Origin of the sequence: Telluria aromaticivorans (assembly GCF_013003915.1) — a bacterium.
GTDB lineage: Bacteria > Pseudomonadota > Gammaproteobacteria > Burkholderiales > Burkholderiaceae_D > Telluria > Telluria aromaticivorans.
Map to the genome: position 1 here is coordinate 509,147 of NZ_JABAIV010000001.1, position 23,121 is coordinate 532,267.

Below are 23,121 nucleotides of genomic sequence, written 5' to 3' on the forward strand. Positions count from 1 at the left end.
CCGTCAACCCTGGAGGGGGTGGAGGTTCAGGAAGATGCGGTGGTAGGCATCGACCATTTGTGCAAGCGAAAACTGGCTGTGCACTTTTGCCAGGCTGGCGTCGCCGTAGGCCGCGCGTCGCTTTCGGTCGGACAGGCGCCGTATATGCCGCGCCAGCTGAGCGACGTCGGCCTGCGCGTAAAGCAGCCCGTTCTTGCCATGCTCAACGAATTCCGACGCGTTGCCGACGTTCGCCATGATCAATGGCTTGCCCAGTGCCATCGACTCAAGTGCGGCAAGCGACACCGTTTCCATGCGCGAAGGCTCCGCCATCACGTCGCAGCATGAAACGGCGAGCCGACCATCCTGTACCGATCCTGTGATCTTCACCTCGTCCTGCAGCCCCAGGCGCTCTACCATGGATTCGATCGCCGCGCGCATCGGCCCGTCCCCGATGATCAGGCATTTCACGGCAGTACCGGCTGCACGCGCCGCATGGATCGCCGCCACCAGGTCCGCATGACCGCATTCGTGCCGCAGGGCGCCGCAAACGCCCACCACATAGTCGCTTTCCGCAAACCCATGCGCTTCCCGGAGCCGGCCCTTCGCCGCTACGGGGAAATCATTGCGCAAGCGGTCCACATTCACGCCATGACGCACGACTTCCGTCCGCCTTGCCGTCAGCAGGTGGCGCTCCCAGTACGAACGTTGGTTTTTGCCCATGTACACCAGCAGATCCGACATCCAGAACAAAGGGCGCAACGCCAGTACATGCAGCCAGGATTCCATTGGAAATGTTGCCGCTGAGTGAAGGATCTCGACAATGCGCACCCTGCGCTTGGACATCAGGCGCAGCATCCATGCGTAGACCAGGGGATAAGGATTGACACACACGACGATATCGATCTCCTTGGCGTTTGCGTAGGCGCCGAGCTGGCGGACAGCCGCGAGGTCCAGCTTGCGGTCGGCGCCCAGGCAGAACACGAAGACGCCGTCCTGTACCCTGGCATGGGCCTGGGGGGATTCCGCTTCGTCTTTCAGGTAGACCAGCGACACGTCGAAATACTGACGGTCAAGGCCTTTCGCGAGTGCAAGCGCATGGCTTTCCGCCCCGCCCATGCTCGCAGAGACGACGAGGAACATGACCCGGACCTGCCTTGTGCCCGTCGTGCTATCCATGGCATACCTCCTGGATACCCTGCAGGTAGGGAGCGATCACATCCTGCTCAGCATAATGCCGGTCCATGAAGTCCCGGCAGCGCTCGCTGCATTGCCGCCACTGGCTGTGATCCGAGACGAGTTCGCGTACCCTTTGTTCCATCTCGTCCATGCTGCCGGCGGCATGTCCCAGGCGCTCGCGCCGGATCACATCATCCGGATCGAAGAAAGCGACTGCCGGCGTGCCATGGATCCAGGCCTGGAGATAGGAGTTGGGGAAACCTTCGCTATCGGACGTGTTGACGAAGACACGCGCACCAGCGTAGTGCTGCGCCATCTGGTGGTAGGGCACACGCCCGAGGAAATCGAGGTTCTGGATACGCGCAGCGTCTGCGGCAATGCTGGCGTACAGGCTCTCGGAGCCTGGCTGCTCCCCACCGATCATGCGAAACCGCAGGTCCGGCATCCGGCGGGCCAGGGCGAGCAGCAGGTCCGGCCGCTTGAACTGGCGCACGTTGTTGACCCATAAGACATCGACGGTGCGTTCGACCGGCTTCTCGCTGGACTGGACCAGCATGCGCGCCACCGTGCTGCCGCGCCGGTAATTGGCAAGCATGGCTGCGTGCTGGCGCTGGGTCTGGACCAGGATGCGGTGCGCATGGCGCAGCCCATACTCGTACAGCTTCTTGTCACGCCAATACTTGATCAGCAGGGCATCCGGCGTGCAGTCGCTATCGTGGGCCACCCGGAAAATCAGCTTCCGGTGATACCTGCTGCAAAATAGCGAGACAAGGCCCAGGTGCATGCCGGCGCAGCTCAGGTAATAGACGTCGGCATCGGCTTTCCGGAGCGCATCCCAGGTCTTGACCCACCTCGGATACACAAACCGCAGCAGGGGGAGCCCGGCGGCCTGCCTGAAGGAACGGTGCGTCGTGATTCCATCCCATTCGGCCTGGTCCGGCTGCCCATAATCGTAGACGACCATGCTGACCTCGAAACCGCGCCGCGCGAGTGCCTTCGCCAGCAAGGTCTGCTGGACTTGCTCGCCACCGATACCATGGGCGTTGAATTCCTCCGCGAGCACCGGCAGGTTGTCCATGCCAACAAAACACACTTTCATTGAATATCCTTGGTGGGTCGCTCCAGGGCTTCGGCCCTGCGGTGTGGGGCTGGAATGCGATCGCGCCGGGCGGTGATCCCGGTCGCGGCGCCGTAGGCCAGCCAGAGATAGACATGGGTAAAGCCGGGCATGAAGCTGTCGTCGGTGATGCCCTGTACGAGCAGCAAAGGTATGCAGGCGGCGGCGCCAAGGAAGAATCCGCGCAAGCCATGGGCTTGCCCAGCGCGCGCGACCCGCAGGAACAGCCGCCACATATGGACGAAGAACACCAGGGTAATGATCGAACCGGCAATCCCGACATCGAGCAAGGAGGCGAGATAAGCGCTGTGGGGGTGTCCCACCGGGAGGATGGACCGGGACTGCGCCGCCTCGGACCACAGGATCGAAGCGTGTCCGCTCCCGAACAAGGGGTGCCTGGCGATCTCGGGAAGCAGGGGGCGCCAGATTTCATTGACGCGGCCTGAACTGATCAGGTCGATATCATTGCCGCCGATGCCATGAAGGGCCCTTCCGACCACGGCATCCGACATGGCCGCCACCGCCAGCGCCAGGGCAACCAGCACCAGCGGCAGCCAGCCTCCTTTGCGGCGCACAAGCACCGCGTAGACCATCACGACCAGCAGTCCGAGAAAAGCGCCGCGCGAAAACGTCAGCAGGATTCCTGCGGCCAGTACCAGCGATCCCGCGCCAAGCCACAGCGCAGCGGCCCTGCTGCGGGCCTGGCCCAGCGAGCACAGCGCCAGCGCGAGCGCCATGTTCAGCACCAGGCCAAGTTCGTTCGCATGCGGCCCGAGCACCGATAGATGCCTGCGCGACTCCTGCTGGGCCAGCTCGTCCACTGTCGACGACGTACCCGTGGCGACCAGGCACAGCAGTGCCGCCAGCAGGACTGCCGAAGCAAGCACCGGGACCGTTACCCAGGCAGGCCGCCTGGTGTTTGCCGCCAGCAGGGCCATGACATACGAGGCGACGATCACCAGCCCCGGGGAGAACAGCATGACCTGGAGGTAGCCGAGCGCCGTCGTCTCGCTGAAGACCCCGAGTACATTGAAATATGCGGGGATCAGCGACACCGAGCGGGCGCCGTCGAGTGCCGCGACGACGAAGACGAGCAGGTAGGCGAGAAAAACCGGTCGCCAGGCCGGGAAGCGAAGCTGTCCCGGACGCACGGCCACTGCGATGAACACGGCCGCCGCCGTCATCAGGATCGCCATTCCGACGATGCGCAGGCCGGACAGGCCCGCCACGGCCTGCGAGAGAAAGCGGATAGGAACGAATGGCAGCAGGAATACGACCAGGACCGCGAATATCCTGAAGTCGCGCAGCCCCAGCATGACGATGACAGCGCCTGCGATCAGGGCGGCGGTGCGGGCCAGGCCTACCCGGTCGAACAGCAGGCCGACAAGAACCGCGGCAACGATGCACACGAGGAAGCTCGCGATGAGGTTCCGGGCCGGATGCTGGGGGCGCTCCAGGTACTGCGCCATGGTCGGTGTATCGCGCATCACGTTCTCGCGGTGGTGTGACATCTCAAGGCGCGAAGCAGTGCGTCTTGTAATCGACGACGGTCACGTTGCCCTTGGACGAAATATGGTGGCTGCCGAGCGAACGGTCCAGGTAATCGTGCCGGATGTCGGTGACCTTGCGTTCCAGGTAATGTGCCTCGTCGAGCACCAGGATTTCAAATAGCGCGAGCCCCTCCCCGTACTGGTCGAATCCCTGCCGCTGGGCCGCCCGGAAGATCCGTCCTTCATCCATGATGAGCCCTGCATTGCGCCCCATGTCGGTGTCGATGCACAGCGGATTGGCCGGGTGCGGTTTCCATTGGCCGTCGAGCGGTGAATCCGACGAGAACAGGCAGAGTTCCGAGCAATGGTCGCTCAGCCCGGAGCGGTCCACGCTCGTCAGTAGCCACCACTTTCCCTTGTGCTCGAAGAAGATCGAATCGGCTGCGGAGATATTGTCGATAGCAACTGAATGGAACGACCAGCGACGTGGGAACTCGTCACACTCGTAGATCCGCACCTGGTTGCTCTCGGACGCTTCCGGGCACATGTAGGTGCGACCTTCGTATTCGAAAATGAACGGGAACGACAGGTGAAAGTCTTCCCTCAGCGCGACACCAAGGCAGTTGACCGATGCTTCCGTGATTTCCAGTACCGAGATATGGGCGCGACCCGTTGCATACACATAGTCTTCGACAAAACAGTAGGTCTTGCCGCCGACGACATGGAGGAAGGGGTCTGCCCAGAAGTGGCCAGGCGGCGCCGATACGCGCACGCCGCGCCACAGGGTGGCGTCGCGCCAGCCCGAATGCGTGATGCACAGGTTCCAGCGATGCTGGATCTTCAAGATCCGGCGCGTCGTGCGCGCCGCAATCCGGCCCAGGAGTTTCGCCATGTACACGGCAGACTCGGCGCCGTTCGGCGGCGTCATGCAGCTTCCGGAGTAAGGCACCGTATCGCGCGGTGCGGGGAGCCTGCCGCTGGCGGCAATATCGAGCAGCAGCTTCTGCAACTGCGCCTGTGCTTTTCGAAACAGATGGACCTGGTTCAGCAGGAAGGAGAACTTGGTCCGGAAGCCCCCTTCGACCAGCACCTGCCCGCGTCCCCCTGGAGCCAGGTTGACGATGGCAAAACTCGTCTTGGGGCGGCAATGGTAGGCTTCCCAGAAACCGATCGGCGCCGCCGCCGTGATCCTGTCGCGGCGGTAGTCGATGAACATCGTTCCCAGCCGCGGCGCCGGCATATTGGCGGGAAGGTCGGCGTTATTTCCGAGGTGGACGAAGAGATCGACAGCGGCATCGGACAGGCCGCCCTTGAAGCCCGTCAGGTCGAACCTCGGCAGCGAGCGCATGGCAGGGATATCGGTAATGTCTGCAACGGCGAGATGGGAGCGGTGCGCCTTGTAGCAGCGCAGCAGGACGCGCTCCGCCAGCATCACGCCGCCACTGAAGGCTGCTCTCCCGGTGCGGCCGACCCAGCGCCGCCACACCGTATCGGCGGACCTGGAACGGGCTCCGGACTCGGCGCCTGCCACCGCCAGCGACAGGTCGATGCCCGGCTGCGTGGTTGCCCATGCGCAAAAAGCAGTGGCATAGCTGTCGATGTGGCGGGGATCGACGATGAGGGCGATCTTCAATATGTTCATGATCGATGACGGCGACCGCTACGAAACCAGCGCCGGGGCACTGAATCGTTCGATCAGCTGTTTCGTCTGGCGCACGTTGCGCAGGCTCGAGGCGCCAAACACGATCGATTCGATCTTTTGCTGCGCGCAGACGTATTCGATCGCTTCAGCCGGCGCAATGGCGCCCGATGCGAATACCGACATCGCCACGGCGCGGAAACTGCGCGTGGCAACGACGTCTTCATAGGCTTCCAGGCCGCCGCACATGCGAAAGCCGATCTTGTTGATGTTCGCGCACACGATGGGATTGTCGATCCCGACTCCTTCGAGCGCATCGAGCAGCAAAGGCAGGTTCATCGTGATGAATCCCGGCTCCGCGTCATAGGCATCGCGCACGTGATGCGCGAACGTGCGCAGCGCTCCATGGAAGCCCAGCCCCAGGGCCAGGTCGGTCACCACGTTTTGAAGGAAGATGACAGGCGTGTGTATGCCTTCGAACATTTTCATTTCCGCATCGATCAGGGCACGTATCAGGACGTCGACATCTTTCCTGGCAACCGCCAGTCCGCTCTTCATGGCGGACAGGATCGGCGTATCGCTCGGCAAGAACTGCTTGACTGCTTCGATCATCCCCAGCTCGGACACGGCGTTCGCATACTTGTGCGCGTAAGGCATGCAGGGATACAGCTTGAGCTTGCGGTAACGTGCCGGATTGCGCCGAATGATCGCGCAAATCCCCGCGATACGCTCATGCGTCGTGCACATCAGCACCTCGATACCTTCGTCCAGCACGCCATCGAGCATGTCCATGACCGCGTCGTTGTTCTGGAACTGGATCGCCAGTTTGCGCGCATGTTCATCCGACATATGGTTGATACCGAAGAACTGGTTATCACCGAACAGGATCCGTTCCATGGTCAGCCTCCCCTCAGGACGTTGGCGATCGCCTTCGGCGACCTCAGGATCGATTCGCCTATCCCCTTCCACGACCGGCCCCAATGCCCCCAGAGGCCGGCGGCCGCCGCGTCGGACGCAGGCTGCGCGTGGACAGGCGTGATGCGCGCGGCGTCCACACGGATCATCTCGGCAACGACATCCGTCTCGAGTCCGGAGCGGAAGTCGCAATGGGTATGCAGGCGGCGCTGCTGGATCGATTCCACGAAATACGCGATCTGGGCCGAATACTCTTCGCCGCGAAGATAAAACCAGACAGGCTTCGTCAGCTCGGTCGTGTAGCGCTTGTTCCACCCCTCGCTCAGCTCGGGCGCCTGGTCGCAAGGCGACCTGAGATAGATATTCAATTCCTGGCGGCTGGCCTCGATTTTCCCGTTCAGTCCCCAGAGCGTGACCACCGTGGACATCTTGCGGTAGCTTTCGTCACTCCAGTTGGCGGAAATCTGGGCGGTTTTCCCATCCGCATAGGAGAAGTTCGAATACACTTCGTCGTCGATGGTGGAAGAAAAAACGCTGCGCAGCACCGACCCCGACACCGACTCCGGCGGCCCGATCAGGTAACCCAGCAAATCGATGCCGTGGCAGGCATAGTCATAGAGGCAGCCGCCGCCCTCGGTCTTGCTGGTGCGCCAGGTCGAGCCCTTCTGCCGGATCATGACCGGCCCATAGCATTCCACTTGCGCGTGATAGACCTGTCCGATCGCGCCTGCCGCCAGCAGTCTCCTGGTCTCCTCGAAGGTCGCGACGAACCGGTTGTGGTAACCGACCTGCGTGACCACGCCGCGTTGCTCGGCCAGCTCGGCGAGGCGGGCTCCTTCGGCGATGTCGAGACAGAAGGGCTTTTCGCAAAAGACGTCGATATTGCGTTCCAGCGCAGCGCGCGTCATCGCGGTATGCAGCTTCGATGGCGTCGCGATGAGGATAGCGTCCGGCTTCTCAACGTCGAGCATCCGCAGGTAATCGCTGTAGGTTTCCATTCCCGTGTATTTCGCAACGATGTCGCGCAGGTATTTCGCGGGATCGCAGACGGCGACCAGCTTGAGCGCCGGATGCGCGTTGAGAATGGCCTGGTGGGAGAGTCCCATCTTCCCCATACCGGCCAGGGCAATCCGGATGGGCACGTCATTGGGCGTTTTCATTGGTCACCTGTTCCTTGATCATTTCGTAAGCCAAGCGTCCTTTTGCAAGCAACGCGGGATTCGGTGTGCCGCGCGAGTGAGAATCCAGATATTCCAGGGCCTCGTCGGCGGTAAGGCGGGGCCGGTGCACGCAGGCGCCTTCGGCAATCAGGTAACGGTCGACATCGAGCAGCTCATCCTGGTAGACCGAAATCGTCGGCACTCCCAGCACCGCCAATTCCCGTGTCATCGTGCCGCCCGCGCCGATGAACAGGTCGCAGGCTCCCACGATGGCGTGGATGTCCATGACGGAGGCGAGGGTGCGCGCGCGGGCGAATGCGGGGCTGCAATAATGCCGGTATTGGTCGGGCGAGCGCGGGAGGATCGTGACTTCGGCGCGGTCCTGCAGGCCGATGATGACGTCGTCGAGGAAATTCTGCGGACCCTTGTAATATTGCGCCGTCCATGGCTCTGGCCGGATATAGATCCGGGGACGCGTCACTGCGTCACCCGGCCGGCGTTGCGCCGGTAACTTGTGCATGTAGTCCCACAGGTAGATGCCCTCCTTGACGCCGGGATAGTGCGTGACCTTTTTCATGCGTGCGCCCTGCCTTCTGAGGCTGCCTGCGCTCAGGAATTCAGGGACCATGATGCTGTCTGCACACGCAAACGCCGGAACATTGCCTGCGGCATGTTCGTTATCGTTGAGATAGACAGACCGAATGCCCATCAACTGCGCCACAACCGGTGAGTGGAACGAGCTCTGCGAAACCGCCACGTCGACACGTTTGTGCTTGAGGAACTGCATCAATTGGCTTACCCGCACTGGGAAGCCCCACAATTTCCGCAACGAGGAGCGTCCATAGTGGGTTCCAACGACGGTATGCTCGATTTTGTGCATCCGTAGCAGTTCGCCGGTGTTGGACAGAGGCCGGCTGGTGACCACGACTTCATGCTCACGCTGCAATTCCACAATCATTGCGCGGAACATATTGATATGCGGTGAATTGGATAAATCAAACCAGATCTTCATGTTCGCCCCCCCTTGTGATGACTTGTTGCGGGCCCACCGCACCCTTCTCCGGTTCTTGGCCCGGGGGATGCTTGTACGGTGTCGTGGACCGGGTCGAGATCAGCTGCTCGTACAGGTTTTCGACCGCCGTGACGGCATTGCGCCTCGAGAACCGCGCCTCTACCTTGGCCCGGCCGGCCAGGCCCATCTTGAGGCGATCTTCCGGGCAAGCCAGCAGCCTGAGGACGGCGGCGGTCAAGGCCGCGACATCGCCTGGCGCAACCAGCAACCCTTCCACTTCGTGGGTTACCGCCTCCGGCACTCCCCCAACCGCCGTGGCAACGACCGGCAATCCGCTCCCCATGGCTTCCAGCAGGCTCATGGGAAGACCTTCGAAATGCGAAGGCAACACAAAGATCGACGCCTGCTGCAAGAGTTGCTCCCGACGCTTCGGTCCCACCCAGCCCAATACCTCGACGTTGTTCTCGAGCGCCAGCGCACGAACATGTGCACGGGCGTCCTCCACCTGTCCATCGCCGCACAGCTGGAGCCTGGCATCAGGACAGGCCGCAACGATCGCAGCCATCGCATCGATCAGCTCGAACGCACCCTTGGCGGCTTCGATATGTCCCAAAAAAATTAGCGTAGGCGAAGTTCGGAATACGGACTCATTCGCCGGCTGCACAATTGCCGGATTACAGATGGTCGTCACCCCTTGTCGGCCGGTAATGTCGCGAACCCAACGGTTCAGTTCATTCGATACAACGATAATCCGGTCAACGTGCGTGAACGCAAACCTGATCAGGAGACGTGCTACCGGACCACATTGGATGTCGTAAAATTCCGGAAACCGGCCGGCATGAATATGGAGAACGGAAGGAACACGGAATAAAAACAACACCAGGAGAAAACTGTATTTCCGCCAAAAGCTCGCATTGATCGCGACATGGACGTGAGCAAGTTCTACTTTGTTGCTTATCGACATGTAGATGACCCGGCTCATCGCTTTTGCAAACAACTGGATTTTCTCCGACCGCTTCCCGGTACAGTGTGTTGGCAAATAGGAGATCTGCTTGCGCTGTAGAAAGCCGTCGGACTCGTAATGCTGCACAACGGATGCAATGCCGCCGAATGCATCGGGCCTTGTACCCAGCATGATTATCGACTTACGCATTTCCATAGCTTTCCCCTAGCCCGACTTGATATTGGTCTAATTCACTTGATTTTATTTAATCATGTTCCAGCGTACTCTTCCCTGTTTGATAAATATCAAAGGTAGGGAGGCGCGCTCTACAATTTAGATAAAGCCGGGTTAGCAAAATAATGCCGACAGACTCGGGCTTTATCCTCGGCAATTGGCTGGCACGGCAGCCTTGACCGGCATTAACGCACCACCGGCAAGCCAGAAGCGCACCAGAAGAAAACTCGCGTCTTTAATAGAAGTGCAAGGCAATCAGCCCGATTCCCAACAATGTCAGGCAAACGGTTTTCGTTCGCCCGGCCTGGGCTGCGATCATGTCGTTTTGCTGCAGCAAGTTTGTCGGCGGATCGGCGCCCTTTCCGCTCTTGTCGAGCAATCCCGGAGAACCCGTGACGGCCTCGTCGGACGCTTCGCTCCAGATCAATGGCAACTGGATTGGTATCCGGTTCGGCTTTGCGCTGGATTCCAGGCCGTGAATGTCTATGTTTTCCATTTGCGCCTCCAGGCGGTCAAGCGCTGCTTGCCCCAGCGTCCCTTGCCATGAACCAGCGTTTGGATATACGTAGGAAGATTCGGCAGGACGCCCAGCAACGAGCGATATATGACGATCTTCTCGTAATCGCGCTGATGGCCGAGAAAGCGAAATTTATAATCGTATTTCCCGGAAAGCAGATGATACTCACGCGCACCACGGCGGATCGCGTCACAGATGCTTTTGTAGCAGCACAGCATTCCGAGACGCATATCGTCAAAGGAAGATTCATGCGTAACGACGTGCATGTAACTATGCGTGCCGACCTGGGTGCAAATCACTCCGCCGCATATCTGGCCCCTCATACTAGCCACGAGCACGACGCCATAGGCCTCGACCATGCGCACCAGTTCGGCTACGGAACGGTCGTTATGTGACGGAACCTGCCGCTTGTTGGTTATCCTCTGCCGGCTTAATTCCACTAGTCGGTCGATCAATTCGCGGCCACCGCTGTCGCGCTCATACACCGCGAATTCGATTTCCGGATAGCGTTGTTCCATTATTTTTTCGCTGCGCCGGATAGCGGCGCGCGTATTACTTCCGAGCGCGACCAGATACTCTTCCGGCGATGTTGGAAGAGATACGACAATATCCTCGCTTGAATTGAAGCGCTGGGTGGTGTATGACATCGGCCCCTCCCCGGCTTCAACCGACGGCAGGCTGATGGCCCTGACGCCGGGCAAGGCTGAGAACAAATGGCGCGCCATCTGTTCCAGTTCGCCAGCGGACATGGCGAAGTATTCGTTGAGTACGGTAATCAGGCCCTTGGTACGGCGAAATACAACGATCGTTGCCGGCTCCGCGCCCTCACCTGCAACGTATGTCGCAAGGCCGTCGGCGGCTTGGGGGCCAAGGATGCGTGCCAGCGTACAGAACACGCTCTCATAGCGTGCCTCGAGCTCCCTATGCAAAAAATCCGGAAAGGGTTCGTGCACGATGGACTGGAAAGCGCCGGCATCACGACTGCGGAAGCCGTCTACACTCGAAAAATCGTTCATGTTGTCTTTCCAGGCTGGTGCACTTCTTTATCGGGCTTCATGCCCTCGATCGTGCCGTAGAGAACGGCCGCAAGCACGGCGCAGCCAGGCCGCAGTTGCCGCTTCGAACTTCATGCGTTGGATACGAGGCTGTCCTTGCTGGCGCACGGTGTTCCGGTTAACCAGGCAGCCGCGCATCGTGGCGTCATCAGGGCCTTAGCTCATGCCGCTCGCATCGGGTCGACTGGGTCGACATCGCTGCCGCCGGCTTGGGCGGGCGACAATTTGCTGCACGCTACGCCCGGCCGTCCTCGTCGCCCGCGCGGCAGCCACCAGCCCGGCCAGCGTCCTGCCCAGGAGTCCGGATTGCGTCGTCTTGTGCTTGACGACTTGTTTGCATGTGTGGACCATGACTTTCGTTTCATTTCCGAGATATCTTTTCCAGTTACAACCGAGCAGGGAACCGGGCCGGTAAACCGTAACGCTGTTGAAGATTTTTCGATGCGCCAGGAACCGGGCCTTGGCGTCGTCGCCTCCGCCCATCATCAACACTTCCGTCATTCCTTGACGAATGCAGAGCAGAATAATCTGGAACTGGACGATGTTTCCAAGTGCGTAATTGTTCCATTCCGGATCGTGCCCTATTAACTGAACAAAACAACGATTTCCGGCAATATAACAAAGCACGCCCGCGCGTATCTCATCATCGATATAGATCAGCCCCACGAATCCGTGGCTCCGGGCCAGTTCGGCAAAGCGAATGATCTGGGGCTCTTCGACGTAAGACGACTTGTGCTTGGACTGCATGCGTTTGTCTGCCAGCCCGACAATTGCCTGAATATGTTCTTTTGTTATCTCTTTGCGGCGTAGCACGTCGAACCGACAAGTGGGATGATCGGCCTGCAATTTCTGGAAAGTCTTTATCCACCTTCGGATCGACCTCGCTTGGCTGTGTTGCACATACATTTCTTCGGTATCGGGAAGCTGCACGACCTGTTCCTCCAGGCGCGGCACCACCTGGCATGGAAAACTGCAGCGAGCAGGATCGATGGTCGCGTCAAGTGCGTAAAATTCGATCCTGGCTGCCATGCGATAGCGGTTGAATATCGACTCGGAAAACTCCGTTATCTGTTCGGTGCGCAGCTGGATTTGCTGGTTCAGCACATATACCGCCCTGCCGACAATGCGAAAGAGTATGAGCGTTTCAATCTCCCCGTCATCGGTTGCGACATAAGTGCTGACGTCGGCGAGCGAATCGTACAAGCGGAATCGCCTGAGCGTGCAGTAAATGCTGCAATATATTTTTTCCAGCGCCGCTTCGACAAATTCGGGTATTTCATTGTCGTAGATTGCAACTGCGAGCCGGCTACGGTCTGTCGCTGGCATGGCAGTATGAGTAATGCTGCGCACTGCCGTAGTGCTGCCATGCATTTCCCCGTTTGCGTAATCTGGCTGCATGGTATTCCGTCATGGAAGCTTGAGAAGATGACTGAATTCTATTGGCCCACCTCTTCGCAAGGTTTGCGATATATCAAAGTGGCGAGGGTCAATATTTTAATGGGTATATTCCAAAGGAAACTTGATAAATCTCAGCAATATAAAACGTTTCGCATTTTCAATATTATTTCTTTCTGAATGTCACGCACGGCCGTCCCAAAAGGGGTAGGTAAGCAGGTCGCGAATTACCGCATCTTCCTCAACAACCCAAGGGGCCGGCAGTGGCAATTGATCAGTTGCCAATAATAAACTGCCGCTTGCGGAATGCGTCGAATTTCCTTAGCGAACACATGTTCGGCAAAAGCCGCCCGAATCGCTAACTGGACGGCCCAATTTTATTTAAGGAAAATAGTGCATTTCGCAAAATCACATTTATACAACGCAGGAGTTCGCCTGAAAACGAAAATGATAGTATTATCCTAAGATATGACAATGCCAGTTTTTCCATTTCGACATCTCATCTGTCTTATTAATTGGCTGAGTTAATCGATTTCGAAGGAGGAATAATGATTAACGTGATGATTAGTGATTCAGACCTGTTCGCACGCGAAGGAATCAAGCAGATGCTGGCCAGGTACAGCGATCTGCGTATCGTTTGCGAGACCTGCACTGCCGCGGAGACGCTGCATGCCTTGCGGGAGCATCGACCGGATGTATGCATGCTAGAAATTGCCATGGCCGGAGACGGCGGTTTGCAACTCCTGCGGAGGGCGAAAAGCCAGGCTTGTGGGATACCGATCCTGGTCATCAGCCATCGCCATGAACGCGATCTCGCACTACGGGCACTACGGGCGGGCGCAGCCGGTTACATCACCAAGGATTGTATCGATCACCAGCTTGCCTATGCCTTGCGCACGGCAGCGGATCACCGTCCGTATGTCAGCGAGACGGTATGCGAACTGATCGCAGAAAGCTTCACGGAAGTTCGCACCGGACGGCGGCACGAAAAGTTGTCCGATAGCGATTTCGAAATTTTCTGCCTGATGGCCGATGGCGCTCCGACAGCGAAAGTCGCCACTGCCTGCAACATGAGCATCCCTGTGATTCGAAACCGCAAGGCCAGGATCATGCAGCAGTTAGGCCTTCGTACGGATGCCGACCTCGTGAAGTATGCTGTTGGGCGTAAGCTGCTTGACTAAAACACCTCATGGCAAGGCGCAGCTTCCAAGAGAATATGCTGGTACGGCGTGACGATGCAAGGCGGCCATCGGGACACGTTAGGCGTTCCGAACGATGGAAGCCCGAAACCGACCGCTGCGCGCATCGCTGTAACGGACAGAGAAGGCCATCCGCTTCACGCCCGGTCGTGATAATGATCATTGGTCGGGAATGTGGACAACGCGTCGCCGCTGCACGAAACCCTGTGTAGCCTAAGGGCACCACTCCTTGTTCCGACGTGCCAGGGCAAGGAGGGTCTGGTCGTACTTCATCAGCATCTTGTCCAGCGAGAAGCGATCAACGACTGACGCGCGCGCATTCACGCCCATTTTTCCATCGGCGTTCGCCATTTGAACTTCCAGGATCGACCTGGCTAGCGCCTCGATATCGCCAGCCGGAAAGAGCTGGCCGTTGTGGCCGTGACTGACCTGTTCGGCGGCGCCTCCCACCTCGCTCATGATGATCGGTTTTCTCAGCGCCATCGCTTCCAATGCCGACAAGGAAAAGGTTTCGATATACCGGGATACCAGGACCATGACATCGCACGCCGCCACATATTTTCGGACGTCCGGCAGAAAACCAGTGACTGCAACATCGCCCCGCAGGCCACGCGCGTCGATTGCGCGTTCGATTTTTTTTCGCTCAGGTCCATCACCGATGATCATGCATTTCAACACGTGTCCCTGCCGCTTGAGCAGGGCGAGCGCATCCAGTAGATCAAGATGCGCTTTCTCAGGGCGAAGCGAGGCACATATGCCGATCACGAAATCCGAGCTTGAAAACTCGAACTGTGCACGCAAGGAAAAAACATCGTCACTGGTGAAATCATTACGGAAGCGAGCCACATCGATACCGTTGTGGATGACCGAAGAAGACCGAAGCGACAGCTGTTTCGATTGCCAGTACGCACGCTGCTTCTCGCATACAAACACCACAAGATCGGCTGCATAGAAAAAACGGCGGTAAAACGCCATTTGCAATTTTGCCTTCCATGTGCGGAGTTCCGTTGTATGAAACACTTCCGCCAAGGCCACGCGGGATCGCGAAAACTTCAGCGTCAGCCATCCATAAAGCAGCGCAAATTCGTTTGTGCATACGAGGATATCGACCGACTCGCGATTGACGAAACGGCACAGGGTGCGCAGTGCCTTGATATCGATTTTTCTTCTAACATTCGCACAAGAAACAAGGACATCCTTGCTCAGCCCTTGCACTACATCCGTTCCGTCGAGTTCGTTCTTTAGGTAAATGACTGATACGCGAAACCTGGTTTTGTCTAAACCATTCGCCAAGGTAATGGTATGTAACTCGGCGCCGCCCACGCTCTGGGAAATCATGAAGAACAACACATGTATCTTTTGGTCCTCTGGACAATAAGGCATGTTTTAACTCCCGGGCGTGCGTGCTTGCATATGGAAAGCTGACGCGCACGCGGCTGCGGGCGCCGGCTGGACACTGTCCGCACCCTCCGAGTGACACCGGTGGATTCGGTAGACCCTTGATCTCACTAGCCTATCGACACGTCGGCATCAAACATTTTATTGACAATGGCATACTGTATAAGCTGCGAGGTCGAGATAATTCCCATTTTTTCCATCAACCTCGCCTTGTGCGTGCTGACTGTCTTGACGCTGATGGCTAATTCAGCGGCTATTTCCGAAACTTTACAGCCGACTGCAAGTCTCATGAAAATTTCAAGTTCACGCGGTGTCAATGATTTATGGGTGTGATCTTTCCAGACCTCCGTTAAGTCAGCCGCCACAATCCGCGATATCTCCTCGTGCAAATATATCTTGCCCGCAGACACTGCTCGAATCGCTGCAGGAAGATGTCCCACAGCACAGCTCGCATTGAGCAGGCCCCGAACTCCCATGCGTAGTTCGGCAAGAACTTGGGGCAAGGTTGGAGACCGTGCCACGACAATTACACGGAGCGAAGGACATTCCTGCTGCAGATACGCAAGGTAATCGTTTCCTCCGCTGATGGAGGGATGAGCAACCACAACCACGTCGGCGTCCCCGATCCCTTCCTGTGCAAGAACCTCTCTTGTATGCCTGACCTCCGCGATGACCTTGATATCCTCTTGCTGGAGAAGAATACGCTTCATGCCCTCGCGTATGATGGTCAGCCTGCTTGCCAGTACGACGCTTATCATTGCGGATCACCTATTCTTTATAAAGACGACAGCGATCGGACGTCTGGCGCGGGTTCGCCTTTTGTTCAACTATCTTCACTCCATCATGACGATATTAGCGGAGGAGCCAGCGCGGTCTCCCGGACGGCCAAAAATTGCTACCAAAACACATATGCGTTCCTGCTCGCTCGCAATATGTTTAGTAAGAAAGTTTGATCAGAATCAACCCTTGAAATTAATTTACAGTGTAGAACAATTAAATCGCCTATGCTTGTTGCATATCAAGGAATACCGCAAAGAAGGGAACCTTTTGTTCCTAAATCCGACAAAATAAATGGTTTAGATAGAATCAGCCTTTGGACAGATGTGCAGAGGCATAAACACGCAGGCGTCAGGCTGAACTAGAAAAGGTCGACTAGTCAGCGCGGAGGCCTGCGCGGTCTGGCGCGGGCGGTCGAAGTCCGGGCGCCAATGCTTGTCGCAGGACCCCGCCGCCGCCGATGCTCGACGGGCCATTATTGTCCACGACATGCAGGGCGCTGACCAGTCGCTGGATGTCCCGCACCCACGCGGTATCGTCCCGCAGCTTCTGGGCCATGTCGAAACCCCAGTCGCGCCTGAATTCATCTTTTTTAGAACCACCGGGACCGTCTTCCACGCTGAAAGCGAACCCAGGGGCGTAGGTATCGTCGACGATATAGGCGCCATAATTCTGCAAGGTCCAGGCCAATTGCATCGCGGGAGCAGTCTCGAGTCCCAAGGACGCGATCGACATGTTCCCCGGGATGGCCAGCAATGCCCCCATCTTCATCGCGCTATTCGTATTGTTGCTGGCATGACCGTACCAGCCAACTGCATAGCTATCAGACGTGACGGCAGGCCAGCGCGAGCAGGCCGAACGCATTGCGCAATTGAATAATGCTTCCCTGGCATAGACGTTCACCTTGAGCGCATGTGGCGGGCCGGTATTTTTTCCTGGACGCAGTTCGCCCCGACGGATCGATCCGCCGATTGCAGACAGACCCGAGCCGCCATGCGCTCCCGTGATTCCGGCGCCATACAGGTCGACATCCTCAAACCTCGCATATGAGGTCGCCGGACCGCGGGCGGTGCACCGCGCCACAGGCTGGGTCTGCACCAGGGTACGGCCATCCTGCATCAGGAATACCGCCGGGCTGTTTTCGTCACTGTCAGGGATGATGTAATCGCTCGGCATCGGCACCGCATACATCGGCTTGCCCGTGGCAACACAACGATCCTTGCCGCTCCACGCTGCGTCACTATGGAAAATCGTCGTCAGCGGCGCCCTCGGCGTCAGGATGAGCTTTTCCTCATCGATGCCCGGCATCGATGACCAGGGGCTTGCTCCCGGCCGCGGATTCAGGTTCGCTTCCACGAAAACGGCGCCGCTACCAATTGGCATGTTCCAGATGCTGTCCGGAGCAAATGGTTGCTGCAGCACGTTGCGGGCGTTGGCGCCGGCTACCGCCCCTTGGTTCCCGCCACCTCCGGCGGCGAGCAGCGTTTGGAAGACGATAGCGAGCAACAAAAGTTTGAGGATCGGGTGGATGTTCGTGGCCATCTCACAGGAACTGCCTTACCACTGATAGACAAGCAAAATGAGCAGTTGACGTCAAGCCCATTGTCATTCGGGCTCGCTTATCATAACCGAGCATTTGCTCAAGCCTCGTAGGCTGGAATTGTTTTTCTGTCGCTAGCCACGTAGCAAGAAATTACCGCAAGTCGCTCACGCAAACGAGGCACACAGCGCACTTCGATCGCGCCGTAACCGCTTTACAGTTCGATCACGACCGGTACAGGCGCCGTCGCCAGCGGCCGCGCGCAGCGCAGGGCGCCGGCAAAGCCGTCGTGTTCGAACAGGTAGTCGGCCGCGCTCGCGGTTGCCAGCTTGATGCCCGCCTCGTGCAGGCACCACAGGCGGTAGAAACTCCCTACCCTTGCTTCTTCGCTGCAGGCGCGAAGGTGCCCGGCCGACTCGGGCGATAAAGCCTGTTCAGCCAGCGCCAGCACGTCGCGCGACGGATCGATCCGTTCGATATCGAGTCCGACGAGGGTGACGGTACTTACCGCGCAGGCAACCCAGCGGCCGCTGTGCGAGATGCTCAAGCCGATACCCGGGTCGTGGGGGTGCACGAACGCCGGCGCCTGGCCGGGACGATCTTCCAGCCCGATGGAACCGGGCTCGATAGCCAGCAGCCGCCCCAGCGCCATGCGCAGCAGGGCACGCCCGGCGACGAACTGGCGGCGCCGCTCCGCCCGGATGAAGCGGGCGTGGCGCCGCCGTTCGGACTCGCCCAGCCAGTCCGCGTAACAGGCCAGCCGGGCATCCGTGAGCGCCGCGGTGTCGGCCAGCCAGAGAACGCTGTCGCCCGGCTCCTTCACCGCGGCCGCCGTCATTTACGGCTTGACCTTGACGAAATCGGCCTTGAGCGCGACGCCGGTCATCATTGCGCCGTCATGGCATTCGAACTCGGTTTCGCTCGACATCTCGACGTTCTTGTAGTTGCTGACGATGTTGACGACCGCGTTCGCGCCCAGTTCGCGTGCGCGTTCCTGCAGGCGCAGCATGGCCGACAGGAAGGCCCAGTTGCAGGCGGTTTCCGGCGACTTGCCGAAGGAATTGGTCTTCTGGCTGGTCTTGTCGGTGCCGAGCTGCTCCAGCATTTTCGGGGTGGCCTGCTTGCCGAAGTAGAACTTGACGTCGCCACCCAGGCGCGACTGGGCGTCGTTGGCGGCCATTGCTTTTTCCAGCGACATCATCATCTTGCTGTCGCGTGCCTGCGCCGGCGCGATGCTGGCGATGGCTGCTGCGGTAACGGCGATGGACAGGATCAGTTTTCTCATTTTTTCTCCTTTGGACTAACAATGCCAGCTGCCTGGATGCAGCTGTGCAGGGCGCCGGGATGACGCCCCCTTTTTCAAACAGGTCAGTTTGCGGCGACTGCGACGTCGTCCGCGCCGGTCGGTCCGCCAACAGGCTGCGCATAGTTCGCGACGGTGTAGTCGGAAGCCAGCTTCGCGATGCGCATCAGCATCAGGTTGTCGTTCACGCCGAGCGAAAAGCCGCCGCTCATGGCATTCGTGCGCTGGAAGAACTGCGGGCGCGCGATGACCTTTCCGGTCTGATCGCGGAAGGTGACATGCATCAGCACACCCGAGCTGCCGGCGAACGGGCCCAGGAAGACGCGTTTCGCTCCACTCTTGAACGACATCTCTTCGACAACCGGCTCGATCGTCAGGACGCGCCCGTTGGCTGACCCGCTGTTCCACTGTTTCAGCGACGGCTCCAGGTTCTTTTCGAGATTGCCACCGATGCGTGCCAGCGCAGCTGGATTGCCGCGATATCCGGACGGGAAGCTCACCGGTTTCAGCGCGATGCGGCCATAGCTGGAAAATGCCTCGGGCGGGGCCGGGTTATGCGTCGAGGACGCCTTGATCTTCGTGGCGCAGCCGCTCATCAGCGGCAAGGCGAGGATGACCGAGGTGGCGAGCAGTAGACGGCGGTTCTTCTTCATTGGATCTCCTGTTATTGGACGTGCCGTTTAAAAATCAGCGACGTATTGATGCCGCCGAACGCAAAATTGTTCGTCATGACGTAGTCGCAGTCGATGTGGCGTCCTTCGCCGCGAATGTAATCGAGCTCGCCGCATTGCGGGTCGACTTCGGTCAGGTTCAGGGTCGGGGCGAACCAGCCTTCGCGCATCATCTCGATGCTGATCCAGGCTTCCAGTGCGCCGCAGGCGCCCAGCGTGTGGCCCATATAGCTCTTGAGGGAACTGATCGGCATGCGCTTGCCGAACAGCGCGGACGTCGCCTGGGTCTCGGCCAGGTCGCCCTGCTGGGTCGCGGTGCCGTGCGCGTTGACGTAGCCGATGGCGCTAGGTGCCAGCCCGGCGTCGCGCAGGGCCAGCGCCATCGCCGTCTGCATCGTGGCCGCATTCGGCTGGGTCACGTGGGTGCCGTCGCTGTTGGTGCCGAAGCCCACCAGTTCCGCATGGATGGCCGCGCCGCGCGCCAGCGCGTGCTCGCGCTCTTCCAGGATCAGGCAACCGGCGCCCTCCCCGATCACCAGGCCGTCGCGCCTGGCGTCGAACGGGGTCGGGGTCAGGCCAGGCGTGTCGTTGCGCACGCTGGTGGCGAACAGGGTGTCGAACACCGCCGCTTCGGTCGCGCACAGCTCCTCGGCGCCGCCGGCCACCATCGCGGTCTGGCGGCCCGCTTTAATCGCCTCGTAGGCATAGCCGATGCCCTGGCTGCCCGAGGTGCAGGCCGACGACGTCGTGATGACGCGCCCGGTCAGGCCGAAGAACACGCCGATGTTCACTGGTGCGGTATGCGCCATCATCTTGATATACGTGGTGGCATTGATGCCGCGCGTGGTGCGCTCCTCGATCATGCGGCCGAAATCGCCGATGGCGCTGGTGGTGCCGGCCGACGAACCGAACGATACGCCCATGTCGCCGCTGGTGAGCAGTGGATGGTCCAGCAAGCCGGCATTGGCAAGCGCCAGTTCGGTGGCGCGCGTGGCCAGCAGCGCGACGCGCCCCATGCTGCGGGTGGCCTTGCGGTCGTAGCGTTTTGGCAGCTCGAAAGGTGCTGCGGGCGCGCCCAGCTGGGTATTCAGGCCATCGTAGGTGGCCCAGTCGTCCATGCGCTGAATAGCATTGCGGTATTCACCCAGGCGGGTGCGGATGCTCTGCCAGTCGTTGCCGAGCGGGCTGATGCCGGCCATGCCGGTGACTACGACGCGCCGGTTCATGCCAGGCCTCCGTTCACCGACAGCACCTGGCGCGTGACGTAGCCGGCGTCCTCGGACATCAGGTAGCTGACCGCCGCCGCCACTTCTTCCGGGCGCCCGACGCGGCGCGCCGGGATCATCTTGAGTGCTTCGTCCATCGGTACGTCGGCGGTCATGTCGGTCTCGATCAGGCCCGGGGCCACGCAGTTGACGGTGATGTCGCGCTTGGCCAGCTCCAGCGCCAGCGCCTTGGTGGCGCCGATGATGCCGGCCTTGGCCGCGCTGTAGTTCACCTGGCCACGGTTGCCGATCAGGCCCGAGACCGAGGCCATGGTAACGATGCGGCCTGGCTTGCGGCGCTGGACCATCGGCATCACCAGCGGGTTCAGCACGTTGAAGAAGCCATCGAGGTTGGTGCCGATCACCTGGTCCCATTCCTCGCCGGTCATGGCCGGGAAGGCGGTGTCAACTGCCACGCCGGCGTTGCAGACCACGCCGTAATAGCAGCCATGCGCCTCGATGTCGGCCGCCAGCGCCGCGGCGGTCGCATCGCGCTGGCCGATATCGAACTGCAGCACGCGCGCGGCGCCGCCGGCCGCATTGATTTCGGCCGCGACTGCGTCGGCATCGACGCGCCGGTCGCGGCAATGGACGACCACGGCATATCCGTCGCGCGCCAGGCGCAGGGCGATGGCCTTGCCGATGCCGCGCGACGACCCCGTCACCAGCACACTTTTTTGGATACTACTCATTCGGGACTCCATTGCAAAAACTCTTCGACATTATTCGGTTGGAAGACGGTGATCGTCGCGGTCGCCAGTTCGGCGCCATCGCGGCTGTCTTCGATGCGGCAATCAAACGCGCCCAGGCCGTTCTCGCCCTGCAGCGCACGCCGCACGTGGATGTGCAGCACGCTGCCGACCGGGAAGATTGGTACATTGCAGGCATAGCGCCGTGCGCCCAGCAGGAAGCCGACGCGCACCGGTTCGCCGCGCAGGCTCGCCGTGTAGCCGGCATGCGCGGCAACGGCCTGCGCCATGTATTCGACGCCGACCCAGGCGCCGACCGAGCTGCCTGCGCAGAACATGCTGTCGGGCGAGATCGTGACTTCGGCCGCCAGGGTTTCACCCTCGGCCGCCAGCAGGCGGCCAAGCAGCGACATGGCGCCGCTGTGCGGCACCAGGCTATGGATATCGGGCTGGCTCACCGGGTCCTCCCGAACACCAGGGTCGCGTTCGAGCCGCCGAAGGCAAATGAATTGCTCAACGCATAGCGGATCGGGCGTCCCAGGCGGGCGCCAGGCAGGGCCACGTTCAGCACGGGCAGCGCCGGATCCTGCTGGCCGTCCCACAGGTGCGGCGGCAGCAGGCCTTCCGGATTATCGTCCTGCATCGCCAGCCAGCAGAACGCCGCCTCGACGGCGCCCGCCGCGCCCAGCGTATGGCCGGTCACTGGCTTGGTCGAGCTCACCGCCACCTGCGCACCGAACAGCGCGGCCACGGCGCGCGATTCCATCGCGTCGTTCTGGACCGTGGCGGTGCCGTGCAGGTTGATGTAGTCGATGTCGCCCGCCCCAATGCCGGCGCGCTGCAGCGCCTCGCTCATCGCAATGCGCGCGCCGCCGCCTGCCGGATCGGGCGCCGACATGTGATGGCCGTCGGAGGACTCGCCCCAGCCACAGAGCGCGACCGCCGCCGGTTCGCGGCTCATCAGGAACAGGGCGGCGCCCTCACCCAGGTTGATGCCGTTGCGGCCCGCGCCCAGCGGGTTGCAGTGCGCCGCGCTCACCGATTCCAGCGCGCTGAAGCCGGCTACGGTGAAGCCGCACAGGGTGTCGACGCCGCCGGTAACGACTGCGTCACACAGGCCCATGCGGATCAGGCGCGCGGCGCTGGCCAGCGCCTTGGCGCTGGACGAGCAGGCGCTCGAATGCACATAGGCCGGACCGCCAGCGCCCAGTTCGCGCGCGATCACGTCGGCAGGCGATGACATCTCCTGCTGGCCGTAATGGAAGCCGTCCGGCAGCGCACCGGTGGACTGATGAAAGGCGATCGCCGCCTCGGTTTCGCCCACGCCCGAAGTGCTGGTGCCGATCACCACGCCGACCCGCGCCGCGCCGTAGCGGGCGACGGCGGCGTCCACCGCAGGCCGGATCTGGGCCAGCGCGGCCAGGGCCAGCGCGTTGTTCCGGCTGCGCATGGGCAGCGGCAGGTGGTCGAGGCTGGGGAGCGCGGCATCGGCGCGGCCGAGCGGCAGCGGGCGGCCCGGCGAGCAGGCATCCGACACCACCAGCCCGCTGGCGCCATCGGCCAGCAGGCGGCGGCGGATGGTTGCGCGCTCATCGCCCAGCGCGCACAGCAGCGCACAATCATTCAAGTACAGCATGTCCGGTT

The 23,121-nt window shown here is 60.3% G+C and carries 22 protein-coding genes; 1 reads left to right on the forward strand and 21 read right to left on the reverse strand.

Annotated features, from left to right (window positions below):
* Positions 1-3 precede the first annotated feature (3 nt).
* From HGB41_RS02315 to HGB41_RS02365, 11 genes are all read right to left on the reverse strand, one after another.
* Positions 4-1,158: a glycosyltransferase family 4 protein gene (locus tag HGB41_RS02315; protein ID WP_171080685.1), complete on the reverse strand. Its 1,155-nt coding sequence runs from the start codon at positions 1,156-1,158 to the stop codon at positions 4-6.
* Positions 1,151-2,257 carry a glycosyltransferase family 4 protein gene (locus HGB41_RS02320; protein WP_171080687.1) on the reverse strand — a complete coding sequence of 369 codons (1,107 nt, stop codon included), beginning with the start codon at positions 2,255-2,257 and terminating at the stop codon, positions 1,151-1,153. Before HGB41_RS02320 ends, HGB41_RS02315 begins: the two co-directional genes overlap by 8 nt.
* A complete protein-coding gene (locus HGB41_RS02325; RefSeq protein WP_171080689.1) occupies positions 2,254-3,762 on the reverse strand; it encodes an O-antigen ligase family protein in 1,509 nt (502 codons plus the stop codon). The genes HGB41_RS02320 and HGB41_RS02325 overlap by 4 nt, the downstream gene beginning before the upstream one ends.
* Positions 3,763-3,787: 25 nt before the next feature.
* Positions 3,788-5,407, reverse strand: coding sequence for a glucosamine inositolphosphorylceramide transferase family protein (locus tag HGB41_RS02330; protein ID WP_171080691.1), 1,620 nt, complete (start codon positions 5,405-5,407; stop codon positions 3,788-3,790).
* 18 nt (positions 5,408-5,425) lie between these two features.
* Positions 5,426-6,301: a hypothetical protein gene (locus HGB41_RS02335; protein ID WP_212760796.1), complete on the reverse strand. Its 876-nt coding sequence runs from the start codon at positions 6,299-6,301 to the stop codon at positions 5,426-5,428.
* A gap of 2 nt (positions 6,302-6,303) precedes the next feature.
* Positions 6,304-7,479, reverse strand: a complete 1,176-nt coding sequence (locus HGB41_RS02340) for a Gfo/Idh/MocA family protein (protein WP_171080693.1) — start codon at positions 7,477-7,479, stop codon at positions 6,304-6,306.
* On the reverse strand, positions 7,463-8,491 hold the full coding sequence (locus tag HGB41_RS02345; protein WP_171080695.1) for a DUF354 domain-containing protein: 1,029 nt from the start codon (positions 8,489-8,491) through the stop codon (positions 7,463-7,465). The genes HGB41_RS02340 and HGB41_RS02345 overlap by 17 nt, the downstream gene beginning before the upstream one ends.
* Positions 8,475-9,650: a glycosyltransferase family 4 protein gene (locus tag HGB41_RS02350; RefSeq protein WP_171080697.1), complete on the reverse strand. Its 1,176-nt coding sequence runs from the start codon at positions 9,648-9,650 to the stop codon at positions 8,475-8,477. The genes HGB41_RS02345 and HGB41_RS02350 overlap by 17 nt, the downstream gene beginning before the upstream one ends.
* Before the next feature lie 253 nt (positions 9,651-9,903).
* Positions 9,904-10,164: a hypothetical protein gene (locus HGB41_RS02355; protein ID WP_171080699.1), complete on the reverse strand. Its 261-nt coding sequence runs from the start codon at positions 10,162-10,164 to the stop codon at positions 9,904-9,906.
* Positions 10,152-11,201: a GNAT family N-acetyltransferase gene (locus tag HGB41_RS02360; RefSeq protein WP_171080701.1), complete on the reverse strand. Its 1,050-nt coding sequence runs from the start codon at positions 11,199-11,201 to the stop codon at positions 10,152-10,154. Before HGB41_RS02360 ends, HGB41_RS02355 begins: the two co-directional genes overlap by 13 nt.
* A gap of 195 nt (positions 11,202-11,396) precedes the next feature.
* Complete coding sequence (locus HGB41_RS02365) at positions 11,397-12,638, reverse strand: GNAT family N-acetyltransferase (protein WP_171080703.1); 1,242 nt, start codon at positions 12,636-12,638, stop codon at positions 11,397-11,399.
* Between the two features lie 545 nt (positions 12,639-13,183).
* Here HGB41_RS02365 and HGB41_RS02370 point away from each other — a divergent pair.
* On the forward strand, positions 13,184-13,816 hold the full coding sequence (locus tag HGB41_RS02370; RefSeq protein ID WP_171080705.1) for a response regulator transcription factor: 633 nt from the start codon (positions 13,184-13,186) through the stop codon (positions 13,814-13,816).
* A gap of 231 nt (positions 13,817-14,047) precedes the next feature.
* Here the strand turns inward: HGB41_RS02370 and HGB41_RS02375 are convergent, their stop codons facing one another.
* From HGB41_RS02375 to HGB41_RS02420, 10 genes are all read right to left on the reverse strand, one after another.
* Positions 14,048-15,172, reverse strand: a complete 1,125-nt coding sequence (locus HGB41_RS02375) for a glycosyltransferase (protein WP_229422765.1) — start codon at positions 15,170-15,172, stop codon at positions 14,048-14,050.
* Positions 15,173-15,342: 170 nt separating this feature from the next.
* The gene (locus HGB41_RS02380; RefSeq protein ID WP_171080709.1) at positions 15,343-15,942 is read right to left on the reverse strand and encodes a response regulator transcription factor; all 600 of its coding nucleotides are present in this window, start codon (positions 15,940-15,942) and stop codon (positions 15,343-15,345) included.
* Positions 15,943-16,384: 442 nt separating this feature from the next.
* A complete protein-coding gene (locus HGB41_RS02385; protein WP_171080711.1) occupies positions 16,385-17,551 on the reverse strand; it encodes a hypothetical protein in 1,167 nt (388 codons plus the stop codon).
* A gap of 212 nt (positions 17,552-17,763) precedes the next feature.
* Positions 17,764-18,387, reverse strand: coding sequence for a 4'-phosphopantetheinyl transferase family protein (locus HGB41_RS02390; protein ID WP_171080713.1), 624 nt, complete (start codon positions 18,385-18,387; stop codon positions 17,764-17,766).
* On the reverse strand, positions 18,388-18,834 hold the full coding sequence (locus tag HGB41_RS02395; protein WP_171080715.1) for an excinuclease ATPase subunit: 447 nt from the start codon (positions 18,832-18,834) through the stop codon (positions 18,388-18,390).
* Between the two features lie 83 nt (positions 18,835-18,917).
* Positions 18,918-19,505 carry a hypothetical protein gene (locus HGB41_RS02400; RefSeq protein WP_171080716.1) on the reverse strand — a complete coding sequence of 196 codons (588 nt, stop codon included), beginning with the start codon at positions 19,503-19,505 and terminating at the stop codon, positions 18,918-18,920.
* An 11-nt stretch (positions 19,506-19,516) separates the two neighbouring features.
* Positions 19,517-20,749, reverse strand: coding sequence for a beta-ketoacyl-ACP synthase (locus tag HGB41_RS02405; RefSeq protein WP_171080718.1), 1,233 nt, complete (start codon positions 20,747-20,749; stop codon positions 19,517-19,519).
* On the reverse strand, positions 20,746-21,480 hold the full coding sequence (gene fabG, locus HGB41_RS02410) for a 3-oxoacyl-ACP reductase FabG (protein WP_229422670.1): 735 nt from the start codon (positions 21,478-21,480) through the stop codon (positions 20,746-20,748). Before fabG ends, HGB41_RS02405 begins: the two co-directional genes overlap by 4 nt.
* The gene (locus HGB41_RS02415; protein WP_171080722.1) at positions 21,477-21,935 is read right to left on the reverse strand and encodes a hotdog family protein; all 459 of its coding nucleotides are present in this window, start codon (positions 21,933-21,935) and stop codon (positions 21,477-21,479) included. Before HGB41_RS02415 ends, fabG begins: the two co-directional genes overlap by 4 nt.
* Positions 21,932-23,113 (reverse strand): beta-ketoacyl-ACP synthase, encoded by a 1,182-nt coding sequence (locus tag HGB41_RS02420; RefSeq protein ID WP_171080724.1) that lies wholly within the window; start codon positions 23,111-23,113, stop codon positions 21,932-21,934. The genes HGB41_RS02415 and HGB41_RS02420 overlap by 4 nt, the downstream gene beginning before the upstream one ends.
* Between the last annotated feature and the right edge of the window lie 8 nt (positions 23,114-23,121).